Origin of the sequence: Nostoc sp. CCY0012 (assembly GCF_963920855.1) — a bacterium.
GTDB lineage: Bacteria > Cyanobacteriota > Cyanobacteriia > Cyanobacteriales > Nostocaceae > Cyanocohniella.
On record NZ_CAWUDM010000038.1, the window covers coordinates 41,512 to 55,201 of the forward strand.

Here is a 13,690-nt window from a genome sequence, read left to right on the forward strand (position 1 = left end):
GTCGGGGAGTGGGGATGAACCTCTAGCCTCTAGCTTCTATTTCCATTCCCAACTTGGCGCGAATTTCACTAAGTTGGACATCCCAATATTGATCCCATTTTTGAGCAATCAACTTACCTGAAGTTTGGGAACCTAGATTATAGCCCCGGATAACTTCAGACATTAAGTATTGGAAATTATTTGGTTGATAAAGACTAATCATCACCAGACCAAAACTGATAATCATTGCACTGATAGGAATAGGATTTTGACCTATAAAAAAAGCTTGTAATCCAATTTCACCAATTTCATCAGTATCAAATTCTGCAACTATGTGATAGATATCATGAGTGCTTCTCCAAAGCATCTTGAGATATGAGATATCATCAACAACAGGAACTTTTTTGTAAAAGTGAGGATTGAAACCTGTTGAGCGAATTTTATGAGCATATACATGACCCAAGGTTCCCTCTGGTAGCTGGCTTAACTGATCTAGATTGTAAGGTTCCGGTAGCCAGCGTTCTTGAAACAGGATATTGACTTCAGGATTTTTTTTCAATTCATTAACGGCTAGCTGTGCCATTTCTGTTTGATCAAGTGCGTCTTCAAAATCAAACACGGGGTCAGCATTGCCATCATCAGTTTTCAGGGTGCTAGATGCCAGAAATTTAATAATGTAGGTAAGGAGTCCTTTATTTGGGTTGCAAGTAATTACATTGACCATAGTTATTCTCTGCATTGAAATATAGCTTGATTCAATGAACCCTGAAGTGCATTAATTAAAAGTTACACGTTGTCGGTAAAAGAAGAATATGCATTATTTATTTTTGTTTAAAAAAAATTAATTTTCATTGAACTTCAGGGGGATTGCATAAATCTAGAAATTATTGTTTATTAAAAGATTACAGATAAACGCTAAATTTGACTTGATGTACAAATTCAAGCTCAACAATTTAGTTAAAATTAAATAATTGTCAATTAAGTATTATTTGCCAAAATGGCAATTGAGTAAAATTTATTTTCTGTAATGATGATTATTATCAGCTGATATACACACTCTAAATTGATGATTCTTCAAGTATATGGTATAAAATAACCTAAACTTAATTATTACTTAAACTGCTATTAACAATAAAGTTCAGGCTCAATCATAGACTTTCTTTATACTTCAAAAAAGAAAGTTATGTTAGACCCCGTACAAACTATTACCATCTTTCAAAAACAACCAGATCCTAAGATATTCACCGCCAATCAGGTGATTTTTGACCAAGGACAAACTGGTGATTATATGTATGGGGTGCTAGACGGAAAAGTTGATTTATCAGTTAATGGCAAGGTTGTAGAGATAATTCAACCAGGAGATGTGTTTGGTACTGGTGTATTGGTTGGGATAAAAAACAGAACTTACACAGCTACAGCGCAAACTGATTGTAAACTGGCTTTCTTGGATGAACATCGGTTTTTGTTTGCTGTCCAGGAAACACCAATGTTTGCACTCTTAGTTATCCGAAGTTATTCCGAACGTCTGAGTCGTTTAAACCATCAAGTATAAATTTTATAGTATTAAGTTAGGCAGAATATTGAGGTGACAAATAAGCCACTTTTTCCCTCAGCCAAGCATACCAATTATCTAAACCCTCTCCAGTTGTGGCAGAAACTTGGAAAATCTGCATTTGCGGATTGACTTGTCGTGCATATTCTATACATTTTTGGACATCAAACTGCACGTAAGGCAGCAAATCAATTTTTGTGAGAACCATGATTTCACTAGCACGGAACATATGAGGGTATTTAATTGGTTTATCTTCTCCTTCTGTCACGGAGAGAATGACTACCTTTGCTTGTTCGCCTAAATCAAATAAGGCGGGACAAACTAAATTACCTACATTTTCAATCATCACTATCGAATCTAGCGGCGGGTTTAATTGTTGTAAACCCCTATCAATCATCGATGCATCTAAATGACAACCTGTACCAGTATTGATTTGAACGACTTTACAACCAGTTTCTTGAATTTTTTTAGCATCATTAACCGTTTCTTGGTCGCCTTCAATCACACTAATAGACAACTGATTTTTTAAATCATTGATAGTGCGAGTTAAAAGTGTTGTTTTCCCTGCACCTGGAGAACTCATTAAATTTAATGCTAGAATATTTCGACCTTTAAACCATCCCCGATTTTGGGCGGCTATCAAGTTATTTTTAGCTAAAATATCCTCTTCTAAAGATATGGTTGTATTATGTATTTTGGCATGAATTTGAGGTGCTTCATGGTGAGTTTGATGATGATGAGAATGAGTGATTACAGTACCATCAGGTAAAGTGTGAGTATGATGATGGTGATTGTGTTTATGATTATGTTCCACAGCACCAGTTTCTAGATTGGTAATTTTGCCTTCAGCATCATCAGAACAACCGCAGGTTACACACATAATTCCTCGATTTCAATTTCTTTAATTTTTAATTCTTCACCAGCTATTAAATCTAATTGTGTGCTACCACAATTACATATACCAAAAGGCTTATCTAAAATGAATTCTGTACCACATTGACGACACTTAGCCAAACCAGGAATTTCTCTAATTTCTAATGTTGCGCCTACTAAAACAGTACCTTGAGTACAAATATCAAAACAAAATTGTATCGACTCAGGCAAAATTGCCGAAAGTTGACCAATTTCTAATACCACGCGTTGAACTTTTGCACCTTTAGCGTGTTCACTGACAATAGCGACAATATTTTGTGTAATTCCTAATTCGTGCATAAAATTATCTTCTTTCTTCTTTTAACAAATGCGTGGTAATTGGTCACCCACCAACATATCAACAACTCTTTCAGTACCAAACACTGTTTTTAACAACACAACTCCTGTAGGTGCAGAAATAACTTCACCAATCATACAGGCATCTTTTCCGGCAGAATGTAACTTCATAGCTGATAAAACAACTTCTGCATGTTCACGTTTTACCACCACCACTAATTTACCTTCATTCGCCAAATACAAAGGATCTAAACCTAAGATTTCGCAAACTCCTTTAACCTCTTCTCGTACCGGAATAGATTCTTCATTGAGTCTAATTCCTACCTGAGAACTAAGAGCAAATTCATTTAAAACTGTAGCCAAACCGCCGCGTGTAGCATCTCGCATGGCGTGGACTTCAGGACAAACATTAAGCACAGTTTCTACTAAACTATGTAACGGTTGACAGTCACTTTCTATATTCGTTTCTAAAGCTAATTCACCACGGGCTATTAAAATTGCTGTGCCATGATTGCCCAATTCACCATTAGTAATTACGACATCTCCGACTTGAATATTCTGGGCAGAAATATTCACCCCTGCGGGAATTACTCCAATACCGGCAGTATTAATAAACAGTTTATCGGCTGCACCACGATGTACAACTTTAGTGTCACCTGTGACGATTTGCACGTTAGCTTTTTGGGCGGCGAGTTTCATGCTAATGGCGACACGCCTTAATGTTTCTACGGGTAGACCTTCTTCTATGATGACGCTACAGGTGAGATATAACGGTTTTGCACCACTAACTGCTAAATCGTTAATAGTGCCATTAACGGCTAATTCACCGATGTCGCTTCCGGGGAAAAATAACGGGTCTACTACGTAAGAATCGGTGGTAAATGCAAGCCTATCACCTTGTTGAGTGAGGTGGGCTAAATTTAGGCTGGCTTGGTCTTCTAATTGAGAGAGAATGGGATTATCAAAGTTATTGATGAAGATATCTTCTATTAAGTCGTGCATGGCTTTACCACCGCTACCGTGGGCGAGGGTGATATGGGTGTCTCGCACTGTGGATGGGCGTTGGCGGGATTTTTGTATGTTTTGAAAGAGGGGGTTTGGGGAGGAAAAAATCATTTTTAATAACGAACCGCAAAGTACACAAAGTACACGAAGTAAGAGGGAAAGAAATAATTTAAACGCCTTTTTCTTTATGTCTGCCGCTATGTTTGTCAATGTGTAATTGACCGCCTACTGCCCAGTTTTCTCGTTCAAATTCGTCGATATGGATGGTAATCCATTCTGGTTTGGAACCTAAGGTTTCAATGAGTGTATCAGTGAGTGCTTTTACTAGTTGGCGTTTTTTTTCGACTGAGTGACCTTTGGCAATTTGTACGGTGATAAATGGCATTATGATTTTCTCCGGTAATTGATGATGATGTGGGGAGTTAAGATATAATCCCTTTTAAATTCTTACTTCTTCGCGTTCTTTGTGTGCCTTGCGGTTGGTTTTGCCATATTTGTAATAAGCTGCACAAGCACCTTCAGACGATACCATGCAAGTCCCAATAGGGCTTTCTGGCGTGCAAGCCGTACCAAATACTTTACATTGCCAGGGTTTTAAAACTCCTTTAAGAATTTCTCCACATTGACAGGATTTGTGGTCGGCTACTTTTAAATTAGGTAGTGTAAATTTAATTTCGGCATCAAATTGGGCATATTCAGGACGAATTTTTAAACCAGATTCAGGTATGTCACCTAAACCACGCCACTCAAAATTTTCTCTAACTGTAAAAACTTGATTGATAGCTTGGATTGCTACTAAATTTCCGGCTGGTTCTACTAATCTGTTATATTGATTTTCCACTTCGCAACGATTTTCAATTATTTGCTGTAATAGCATCCAAATTGATTGGAGAATATCTAAAGGTTCAAAGCCGGAAACAACGATGGGTTTATGATATTTTTGACAAATAAATTGATAAGGGTCTGTACCAATTACCATGCTGACATGACCAGGTCCGACAAATCCGTCTAGTTGCAGGTCGGGGTTATTTAGTAAGGCTTGGAGGGCGGGAATTACTAAGACATGGTTGCAAAACATACTAAAGTTAGTAATGTTTTCGGTAGCTGCTTGGAGGATGGTGAGGGCGGTACTGGGAGCTGTGGTTTCAAAGCCTAAGGCAAAAAATACGACTTCTTTATCTGGGTTGTCTCTGGCGAGTTGCAGGCTATCTAATGGGGAGTACACCATGCGGATATCTGCGCCTGTGGCTCTGGCTTGCAGTAGGCTGGTGGTGGAACCGGGAACACGCATGGTGTCGCCAAATGTGGAGAGGATGACGTTATGATTTTGGGAGATAGCGATCGCATCGTCTAATCTTCCTTTGGGCATGACGCAAACTGGACAGCCAGGCCCGTGTATGAGTTCTATGTTGGGGGGAAGGATTTCTTCTATACCGTATTTAAATATGGAGTGGGTATGTCCACCGCATATTTCCATGATTTTGATGGGTTTTTTTAGTTGTTGGCTGAGTTGGGTGATTTGTTTTTGTAGGGCTAGGGCTTTTTCGGGTTCTCGAAATTCGTCTATGTATTTCATAATCTGGAATTAAATAAGAGTTTTCGTGTTGCTGATTGAAAATATGAATTTGTCGGGCTTACGCCCCGCTGCGCTAACACGCAAAGGCGCAAAGGCGCAAAGGTGCAAAGGTGTAAAGAACAAGACTAGAGGTTTAGTTAGTTAGTTCTGCTTGGGCGGCGGCTAGTTCTTCTAGTAGTTGTAGGGTTTCGGCTGCTTGTTGTTCGTTGATGCGGTTCATGGCGAAGCCTACGTGTACTAATACCCAGTCTCCTATACAGGTTTCGGGGGGGTGTTGTTCGTCTACTATGCAGGCTATGTTTATTTGGCGTTTGACTCCGGCTATGTTGACTATGGCTAGTTTGTTTTTAATGTCGCTAATTTCGATGATTTGACCGGGGATTCCTAAACACATTTTTGTTTTCCTGAAAAGGCAGAGGGGGTATTAAGAATCTATAAGTTGGGCGGCGGTAATTATGGCTTGTCCCAGTGATATATTACCGTCGTTAGGCGGGACTATGCTATGAGTTAAAACGTTGATTCCTAAGTTTTGTAGTTGTTTGGTAACTTGGGTTAATAAAATACAATTTTGAAATACTCCTCCTGTTAAAATTACTTGTTTAATTAGATTTTCTTGACACAAATGTTTGACTAAATTAACAATGATATGAGCTAGACTTTGATGAAATTTCGTGGCTATGACTGATGAAGGTATCTGCTGTTGCAAGTCATGAAGTAAGGCTTGCCACATGGGTTTGGGGTCTATACAATAAATGCTATCGGAAAAATTAAGCTGAAAAGGATAAATTAGCGTTTCTTCATGATTATTTAAGTTGCTAGGATCTACTAAGGCTTCCATTGCGATCGCAGCTTGTCCTTCATAGCTACATTCTTCTGGATAAATACTGATGGCGGCGGCTACGGCATCAAATAATCTGCCTATGGATGAGGCTAAGGGTGAGTTAATTTTTTTCTCTACAAGTTGATTTAAAAGTTTAATGGGTTGTTGTTGCAGAAATTTGATTATCTCTAAATCACTATATTGTTGTTGGCAATCATCCCAAAAATTAGCACTAACTAAGTGAGCATATGTATTTCGCCAAGGTTGATAAATTGCTTTTTCGCCACCAATCATGGCCACTGGTTTAAATGTTGCTAGTCGTTTAAATTGACGATAATCTGCTAAGAGAAATTCGCCACCCCAAAATGTACCATCTATGCCATAACCTAAGCCGTCTAAGGCAATGCCTAAAACTGGGGAAGAATCTAAAGGTAAGTTATTTTCTGCCATGCAAGCAGCAATGTGGGCATGATGATGTTGGATATGATGCAGCTTGATTTTATTAGTAAATGCTAATTCTTTACCGAGTTTAGTTGAGAGATATTCCGGGTGTTTGTCAACTGCGATCGCTTGCGGTTGATGCTGAAATAAATTTAAATATAAGTTGAGGGTATCTTGATAAGAATTAAAAGCCGCAGCGTTTTCTAAGTCACCTAAATGTTGAGAAAGAATTGCTTCATTTCCCCGCAACAAACAAAAGGTATTTTTTAACTCGCTTCCCATCGCTAATACTGGCGGAGTTTTATCAAATCCGGTGGGTAATTTAATTGGTGCAGGTGCGTATCCTCTCGCACGACGAATAACTTGTACTTGATGATTAATTACTCTGACAACTGAATCATCAACTCGATTGACAATATCCCGATTATGTAAAAGAAAATAGTCAGCTATATCACCTAATTTTTCCCTAGCATCTTGATTATCAAGACATTGTGGTTCATCTGCGACATTTCCACTTGTTAATACAATCGGTCGATTCATGCGCCTTAAAATCAGATGATGCAAAGGCGTATAAGGCAACATAAAACCCAGGGTACTTTGTCCCAAAGTGACTGAAGGCGCAATGGAATAGTGGGGAGTAGGGAGTGGGGAGTAGGGAGTGGGGAGTTTTGTGTTTGTCCCCAATCCCTTTTTCTGTAATAAAACAATTGGGGCGGCTGGACTATTTAATAATTCCTCTTCTTCAGTATTAACGAAACAATATTCTGTAATTATCGATAAATCTCGCGCCATTAAAGCAAAAGGCTTATGATATCTTTGTTTACGCTGACGCAATTTCTGTACAGCCGCCTCTTGAGTTGCATCACAAGCCAAATGAATCCCACCTAAACCCTTAATCGCAACAATTTCACCCTTCTGTAACAAAGTACAAACAGCATCCACATCATCCATCATCGAAAACATAGAAGCCGTCACAGGCTTACCATCAGCACGTTCTAACCAAGCCGTAGGGCCGCAAGTATGACAAGCTACAGGCTGGGCGTGAAACCGACGATTTTCCACATCATCATATTCCCCCTCACATACAGAACACATAACAAACGCAGACATACTGGTATTGCATCTGTCATAGGGAATCGCCCGAATAATACTCAAACGCGGGCCGCAATGAGTACAGTTAGTAAAAGGGTAACGATAAAACCGACTAAAAGGGTCAAAAATTTCTTGCTGACACTGAGGACAAGTAGCCGCATCCGGCGCAATTTCCGTATTTATCGAACCACTTACACTCCCAACAATCACAAAATCATCAAACCTCACCTCCCCCTCATAACGACTTCTAACTATCTCCTCAATCTTCCCCAACCGAGGACACTCCACATATAACCTCCGCACAAACTCCGAAATAGCCTCCTCACTTCCACAAACCCGAATCAACACACCCTCACCATCATTCCCCACCTCCCCCAACAACCCGCAAGCCCTCGCCAACCGATAAACAGTCGGACGAAAACCCACACCTTGAACAGTCCCCCGAACCCTAACTTCCTCAGTTACCATAAACTATCTTGCCTTCCTTTCTTCGCGTCTTTGCGCCTTTGCGTGAAACACTCTTACCTCATTCCCCACAACAAAACCCGATTATTCCCAGAATCAGCAATCACCGCCGTACCACCACAAACCTGCACCCCATAACACCAATTCAAACTATCCCGCTTCGGCAAACCAAAATCACGATTTTCACCCTTACTTGTAAAATCCCTTTGCCCCACCACCACATCCGCCGCAACACCATTTAATAACAGTAACTCCCGCCTTCTCCATCCTAACAACCGAGAATTAGCAGTATCAGCTACCACCAACAAATCATCAGCCACACCCACACCATAAGGCATACTCAAACTACTAGCATGAGGAAAATAAACCCCTTGATTCATCTCCACACAATCAAAACTTTTTTGCCCTAAAACTACCGCACAAGGAGTATTATTTTCAATTGGTATTCCCTCCCAAATCATCACCCGATTATTACCAGCATCAGCCACAACCAAATCATCGCCCCACACAGCAATATCATGACACCATCGCATACTCGCAGCAGTCGCTGAACCGCCACCATTTTCATTGCGAGATGTCATATTTGGTTGTCCCAAAACTAAATCCGCAGATTGACCATTTTCTGTAGGTAATTGCTGCCAAATTAACACCCGACGATTACCAGTATCCGCTATAAATAACTGTCCTTGATGATAGAAAACCCCATAAGGCCAATGCATAGTATTAGCATCTGCTTCTTGACTTCCCCGATTTGGTTCATTATCAGTAAAATTAACTTGTCCTAATACCAAATCCGCCGGTACATGACTATCTACTGGGACATTATGCCAAATCAAAACCCGATGATTCCAAGCATCAGCCACAGCTAAACCTGCACCACAAGCACATATCCCCGTAGGCACACTAAAACTCGCCTTTCCCGGCGTACCCTTAGCATTTTGTCCCTCATGATAAAAATCTGGCTGTCCAATCACCCAATCAGCCGGTTGACTATCTGCGGTAGGTAAATTTCGCCATCCCAATAAGCGATGATGTCCTGTATCTGATACCCATAACGGCCCAGTTGGTGATAATAAACAAGCACCACGAGGCCCAAACATATTAATAGGACTAGGTGCTATGGGTATCGCTAATATCTCTGGGGCAATAATATTACCTAAAACCACCTCTGTACCCTGAGATGATAAATTTAAAACATGGGAATTTGACGCAGCATTAATACTATTGGGAATATCCATTAACCGCAGATGAACACTGATAACCATTTAAATTCATCGGCGTTATGACGCGTGTATCAGCAGTTGCAGTTTTGCTATCAAATTGAATATTTTGGCAATTTTACAAACACCTTTTCACCTTTAATTTGTACTGGATATGACTGAAGCGAAATTCCCGGAGTAGTTAAACATTCACCAGTAGCTAATTTGTACTGAAACCCATGTGATGCACAAGTGATGATACCATTATCTAACTTGCCTCTATCTAAAGGTGTTGCTAGGTGACTACAAGCATTTACATAACATTTAACTTCTCCACCTTGGCGGTATAAAATCAGGGAATTTTTCCCAATTTCACCCGTTAATATCCCAAATTCAGGAATTTGATCAATTGTTGTCGCTTTCACCCAAGTAGTAGGCTGAGAAGTCAATGGAGATTGAGTATCAATAGATGTTTGACTGACTGCAACCACCTGAGTAATTTCCGGGCAATAATTTTTAATTGCTTGTTCCACACTTTGAGTTAAAGTCAAAGTTGAAGTAGGACAATTACTGCAATTACCAATTAACCTAACTTCCACTGTATCTGGTGGTTTAATTGCTACAAATTCCACATCTCCATCATGGCTTTTTAAACCTGGGCGAACTTCTGCTAGGGCTGCTTGCACACGTTCTATAAGTGGTGGTTGTGGTGGCTTGACTAATTCATGATAAAGCAGAACTGCATACACAACTTCATCATCAACGGCCTGACGCAAAGCTGACATTGATTCTTGTTTTAAGTCTTTAATCAAACGCGTCAATGCTTCTTTATGCAAAGCTTCAATCGCCCTTTTTAACCCCACAGCCACACACCTTTGGCTTTCATCCCATTGAGAGATAATTGCCTCAAAGCGATTGATTTCTTGCACTAATTCTTCAAGTTGTGTCATTAATTATAGTAGAAAAAACAACTATGTCAAGCAATGTAAAATAATTGTAATTTAGTTCGTAGTAAGGGCTTTAGCCCTTATTTGAGGAATTTGAGGACTAAAGTCCTCACCCTACGGGTGATGCCTCCGGCACGCTGACGCGAACGTTAGTCACTCATGGGGGAAACCCCCAAGACCGCGCTAACTCACTACAAACTTTTAATTATTTACGACATCATACTTACTTCATTTTGAAGTCTTTTAAGAGGAATGGCATTACTAAACCTGTCGCTAAACTAGCTGTAACTATTGATGACCATAAAGGACAGTTAAATTGCGACAACAATAGCAGAATGATAGAACCAATACTGGATGCGATCGCAATTTTTACAACAAACTCTAAAGGGTCACGAATTAGCTTACCTTTAAAAAATAATTTGGCAGAAAACCAACCTATTTCTATCATGGTTACTCCTAATAATTTGGTAATAAATTCAAGACAGTAAAACCTAAAATCATCGCGGGAATCACACCTGCTGGGCCAAATAATGCCCCCAGGGTTGCGGAAAATTGATACCCTATATCTTTACCTCCTAATATCATTCCGCCAATAGCACCCCCAACCATAGATAAGGCTGTTGCTATGAATATCCACGCAAATTCTGTAGCTATGTTTAAGTCGCCAGCTATTAAGCTTGTGAGAAACTCTCTCACAGCAGGATTGCTCAAAATATCTGTCATAATCTATGTTTCTCCTTCAGTAATTACTAGCCCCTAACCGCATTTCCACTTCCAAATCTTGTATTGCTTGGGCGACTGCTTGGGCTTGTTCTGTTTGTTGATTTTGGGTGAAAATTTGCCAAGATTCTTGATAGTAAGCACGCGCTTGTAAGAGATTTTGCGGATTACCTGCTTCGGGTTTTTCGGGGTTGTCGGGTAAGTTGAATAAGGCGTTGGCTTTGTTGGAAATTGTGTTAGCGTACTCTAAAGGTGTATCTCTGGGGTTACGCACTTTTAACGCTTCGTTGTAAGCTGCGATCGCTCGCAAGTTATTATCTAGAGGATGGGAACTCACTAGATATTGCAAGGCGTTACCCAGGTTGTTTTGCAGCATCGCATATTCCCTGGGATGATCAATCAGGTTAATATGCTTCAATGCAACTTCAAATGACTGCACAGCTAATCCCTGACGCAAGTATTCTCGTTCTGATGCCATCGGCATGGAAAGATAGGCGATCGCAATATTGTTGTATAAAATGGCGTATTCTTGTGGGTAATTTTCCCAGGTAAAGACCCGCAAAGCTTCATGATATGCTTGGATGCTATCTGTAATCCGTGCCAAATTTAACGGTACTAAGGACTGCAATACCAATCCAAAATTCATCTGTGCTTCTGCTACTTCTTCAGGTGAGGCTAATTCCTGTAAAATCGGCAACGCTTCTTCATAACCTGCTTTTGCTTGCAGTAGCAGTTCCGTCCCCGCATCAGGAATTGTTTGTAACGTCCCTGACATTCCTACTTGGGTGCGGGCTTTTAACAAAGGATATTCCTCGCCACACATCTCATGGGCGCGGTAATACAAAGAAACCGCATTCCGCAAATCTTGGGCAGTTTTCGGCTGCTTTTGAAAACCTTGTGCTATCTCAATCAGCATTTGGATTTTTTCTGCTGTCGTCGCTGACTCCGATGCAATAGCTGCGATCGCCGCCTTTACTGCTGAATCTGTAATGCTGGGGGTCATAACTGCCGTACTCTAACCAATTTGGGAATTGAGAATGTCAACGCCCACCAAAGATAGAGACACGCGATCGCGTCTAATCAGGGGCTATACCGATTTACGCAGGTTGTGAGTAGTTCAGGCGTTCCCCTTTGTTGCCTGAAAGTAGGGGGCTAGGGGCTAGGGGCTAGGGGCTAGAGGCTAGAGACTGGAGACTAGAAAAATTTATCTAATACTTAATACTCAATACCTGATGCCTAGTACCTGATACCCAATAGTTATTCCCTACCATTGAGTGAATCAATTTTTTTACTATAGGATAATCTACTGACAAAATTCTAGGGGGGAATTGCTAATATTAATGTCAGCTTTAAATACTTAAAGTTTTGATGAATTTATTTTCTTTAATAATTTAACTATTTTGCTCATAAAATCATGCAAAGTGTTTTTTATTTGACATACTTATTTTTCATTTTATGCATTTATAAACTATTCTACGGACTAGCCCCTAGCCCCTAGCCTCTAAAACCCCACGAATAATTAATTTTTATTTAATGAAAGATAATTATCTCAAAAACCATTTTATATTAAAAAATAAATACTGATAAACAGGTGATACTCTACAAGCTTTATCACCCAGATCATGCATGGTAAACAATCAAAAAATATGTAGCTAATGACTAATGTACTATGGCTGCAAGGTGGTGCTTGTTCTGGTAACACCATGTCTTTTCTGAATGCCGAAGAACCGACGGTCTGCGATTTAATTGCTGACTTTGGCATTAAGGTACTTTGGCATCCATCTCTAGGATTGGAACTAGGCAACAACTTACAAACACTCCTATGGGATTGCATCTTGGGCAAAATTCCCCTCGATATTTTGGTATTTGAAGGCAGTGTAGTTAATGCCCCCAATGGTACCGGTGAATGGAATCGTTTTGCCGATCGCCCGATGAAAGACTGGTTAACTGACCTTTCCCAAGTTGCTAAATTTATCGTCGCTGTGGGAGATTGTGCGACCTGGGGCGGAATCCCAGCCATGTCACCCAACCCCAGTGAATCACAAGGTTTACAGTTTCTCAAGCGTCAAGCAGGTGGTTTTTTCGGCAAAGATTTTGTTTCCAAAGCCGGATTACCTGTCATCAATATTCCTGGATGTCCCGCCCATCCCGATTGGATTACGCAGATATTAGTAGCGATCGCCACTGGACGCATAGCCGACATCGCCCTAGACGAACTACATCGTCCTCAAACTTTCTTCAATACCTACACCCAAACAGGTTGTACCCGTAACGTTCACTTTGCCTATAAAGCATCCACAGGTGAATTTGGTCAACGTAAAGGCTGTCTATTTTACGACTTGGGTTGTCGTGGCCCCATGACTCACTCATCCTGCAACCGGATTTTGTGGAACCGTGTTTCCTCCAAAACCCGTGCGGGGATGCCCTGTTTAGGTTGTACAGAACCAGAATTTCCCTTCTTTGACCTCCAGCCAGGAACCGTCTTTAAAACCCAAACAGTTATGGGGGTTCCCAAAGAATTACCGCCAGGAGTCAAAAAGAAAGATTACGCCGTCCTGACAATGGTCGCCAAAGATACAGCCCCACCTTGGGCAGAAGAAGACTTTTTTACAGTTTAGGGACAAGGGGACAAGGGGACAAGGGGACAAGGGGACAAGGGGACAAGGGGACAAGGAGACAAGGGGA

15 protein-coding genes are annotated in these 13,690 nt (G+C 40.5%); 2 read left to right on the top strand and 13 right to left on the bottom strand.

Annotation, left to right across the window (positions count from 1 at the left end):
* Positions 1-22: 22 nt before the first annotated feature.
* On the bottom strand, positions 23-703 hold the full coding sequence (locus ACM0OS_RS13060) for a Coq4 family protein (protein WP_414543615.1): 681 nt from the start codon (positions 701-703) through the stop codon (positions 23-25).
* 459 nt (positions 704-1,162) lie between these two features.
* On the opposite strand from ACM0OS_RS13060, the gene ACM0OS_RS13065 reads away from it, so the two are divergent.
* Positions 1,163-1,531 carry a Crp/Fnr family transcriptional regulator gene (locus ACM0OS_RS13065; protein WP_414543616.1) on the top strand — a complete coding sequence of 123 codons (369 nt, stop codon included), beginning with the start codon at positions 1,163-1,165 and terminating at the stop codon, positions 1,529-1,531.
* 16 nt (positions 1,532-1,547) lie between these two features.
* Here ACM0OS_RS13065 and hypB read toward each other — a convergent pair whose 3' ends face one another.
* From hypB to ACM0OS_RS13125, 12 genes are all read right to left on the bottom strand, one after another.
* Complete coding sequence (gene hypB, locus ACM0OS_RS13070; protein WP_414543617.1) at positions 1,548-2,411, bottom strand: hydrogenase nickel incorporation protein HypB; 864 nt, start codon at positions 2,409-2,411, stop codon at positions 1,548-1,550.
* Positions 2,402-2,743 carry a hydrogenase maturation nickel metallochaperone HypA gene (gene hypA / locus ACM0OS_RS13075; protein ID WP_414543618.1) on the bottom strand — a complete coding sequence of 114 codons (342 nt, stop codon included), beginning with the start codon at positions 2,741-2,743 and terminating at the stop codon, positions 2,402-2,404. Before hypA ends, hypB begins: the two co-directional genes overlap by 10 nt.
* A gap of 21 nt (positions 2,744-2,764) precedes the next feature.
* Positions 2,765-3,856, bottom strand: a complete 1,092-nt coding sequence (gene hypE / locus ACM0OS_RS13080; RefSeq protein WP_414543619.1) for a hydrogenase expression/formation protein HypE — start codon at positions 3,854-3,856, stop codon at positions 2,765-2,767.
* Positions 3,857-3,914: 58 nt separating this feature from the next.
* Entirely contained in the window at positions 3,915-4,130 is a 216-nt protein-coding gene (locus ACM0OS_RS13085; RefSeq protein ID WP_414543620.1) for a tautomerase family protein, read from the bottom strand.
* Between the two features lie 54 nt (positions 4,131-4,184).
* Positions 4,185-5,321 carry a hydrogenase formation protein HypD gene (gene hypD, locus ACM0OS_RS13090; RefSeq protein ID WP_414543621.1) on the bottom strand — a complete coding sequence of 379 codons (1,137 nt, stop codon included), beginning with the start codon at positions 5,319-5,321 and terminating at the stop codon, positions 4,185-4,187.
* 133 nt (positions 5,322-5,454) lie between these two features.
* Positions 5,455-5,715: a HypC/HybG/HupF family hydrogenase formation chaperone gene (locus tag ACM0OS_RS13095; protein WP_414543622.1), complete on the bottom strand. Its 261-nt coding sequence runs from the start codon at positions 5,713-5,715 to the stop codon at positions 5,455-5,457.
* Between the two features lie 30 nt (positions 5,716-5,745).
* A complete protein-coding gene (hypF, locus tag ACM0OS_RS13100; RefSeq protein ID WP_414543623.1) occupies positions 5,746-8,142 on the bottom strand; it encodes a carbamoyltransferase HypF in 2,397 nt (798 codons plus the stop codon).
* A gap of 53 nt (positions 8,143-8,195) precedes the next feature.
* The gene (locus ACM0OS_RS13105) at positions 8,196-9,377 is read right to left on the bottom strand and encodes a hypothetical protein (RefSeq protein ID WP_414543632.1); all 1,182 of its coding nucleotides are present in this window, start codon (positions 9,375-9,377) and stop codon (positions 8,196-8,198) included.
* A gap of 77 nt (positions 9,378-9,454) precedes the next feature.
* Entirely contained in the window at positions 9,455-10,288 is an 834-nt protein-coding gene (locus tag ACM0OS_RS13110) for a NifU family protein (protein WP_414543624.1), read from the bottom strand.
* 220 nt (positions 10,289-10,508) lie between these two features.
* Positions 10,509-10,733, bottom strand: a complete 225-nt coding sequence (locus tag ACM0OS_RS13115; protein ID WP_414543625.1) for a hypothetical protein — start codon at positions 10,731-10,733, stop codon at positions 10,509-10,511.
* Between the two features lie 8 nt (positions 10,734-10,741).
* Positions 10,742-11,008, bottom strand: a complete 267-nt coding sequence (locus ACM0OS_RS13120) for a hypothetical protein (RefSeq protein WP_414543626.1) — start codon at positions 11,006-11,008, stop codon at positions 10,742-10,744.
* A gap of 16 nt (positions 11,009-11,024) precedes the next feature.
* Positions 11,025-12,008, bottom strand: a complete 984-nt coding sequence (locus ACM0OS_RS13125; protein WP_414543627.1) for a hypothetical protein — start codon at positions 12,006-12,008, stop codon at positions 11,025-11,027.
* A 652-nt stretch (positions 12,009-12,660) separates the two neighbouring features.
* Between ACM0OS_RS13125 and ACM0OS_RS13130 the strand changes: the two genes are divergently transcribed.
* Positions 12,661-13,623, top strand: a complete 963-nt coding sequence (locus tag ACM0OS_RS13130; protein WP_414543628.1) for a hydrogenase — start codon at positions 12,661-12,663, stop codon at positions 13,621-13,623.
* Positions 13,624-13,690 lie beyond the last annotated feature (67 nt).

Coding starts and splice junctions, on each gene's coding strand:
- ACM0OS_RS13115 (WP_414543625.1), bottom strand. CDS start 10,733: ATGATAGAAATAGGTTGGTTTTCTGCCAAATTATTTTTTAAAGGTAAG.
- ACM0OS_RS13065 (WP_414543616.1), top strand. CDS start 1,163: ATGTTAGACCCCGTACAAACTATTACCATCTTTCAAAAACAACCAGAT.
- hypD (WP_414543621.1), bottom strand. CDS start 5,321: ATGAAATACATAGACGAATTTCGAGAACCCGAAAAAGCCCTAGCCCTA.
- hypB (WP_414543617.1), bottom strand. CDS start 2,411: ATGTGTGTAACCTGCGGTTGTTCTGATGATGCTGAAGGCAAAATTACC.
- ACM0OS_RS13095 (WP_414543622.1), bottom strand. CDS start 5,715: ATGTGTTTAGGAATCCCCGGTCAAATCATCGAAATTAGCGACATTAAA.
- hypF (WP_414543623.1), bottom strand. CDS start 8,142: ATGGTAACTGAGGAAGTTAGGGTTCGGGGGACTGTTCAAGGTGTGGGT.
- ACM0OS_RS13105 (WP_414543632.1), bottom strand. CDS start 9,377: ATGGATATTCCCAATAGTATTAATGCTGCGTCAAATTCCCATGTTTTA.
- hypA (WP_414543618.1), bottom strand. CDS start 2,743: ATGCACGAATTAGGAATTACACAAAATATTGTCGCTATTGTCAGTGAA.
- ACM0OS_RS13125 (WP_414543627.1), bottom strand. CDS start 12,008: ATGACCCCCAGCATTACAGATTCAGCAGTAAAGGCGGCGATCGCAGCT.
- ACM0OS_RS13120 (WP_414543626.1), bottom strand. CDS start 11,008: ATGACAGATATTTTGAGCAATCCTGCTGTGAGAGAGTTTCTCACAAGC.
- ACM0OS_RS13130 (WP_414543628.1), top strand. CDS start 12,661: ATGACTAATGTACTATGGCTGCAAGGTGGTGCTTGTTCTGGTAACACC.
- ACM0OS_RS13085 (WP_414543620.1), bottom strand. CDS start 4,130: ATGCCATTTATCACCGTACAAATTGCCAAAGGTCACTCAGTCGAAAAA.
- ACM0OS_RS13110 (WP_414543624.1), bottom strand. CDS start 10,288: ATGACACAACTTGAAGAATTAGTGCAAGAAATCAATCGCTTTGAGGCA.
- ACM0OS_RS13060 (WP_414543615.1), bottom strand. CDS start 703: ATGGTCAATGTAATTACTTGCAACCCAAATAAAGGACTCCTTACCTAC.
- hypE (WP_414543619.1), bottom strand. CDS start 3,856: ATGATTTTTTCCTCCCCAAACCCCCTCTTTCAAAACATACAAAAATCC.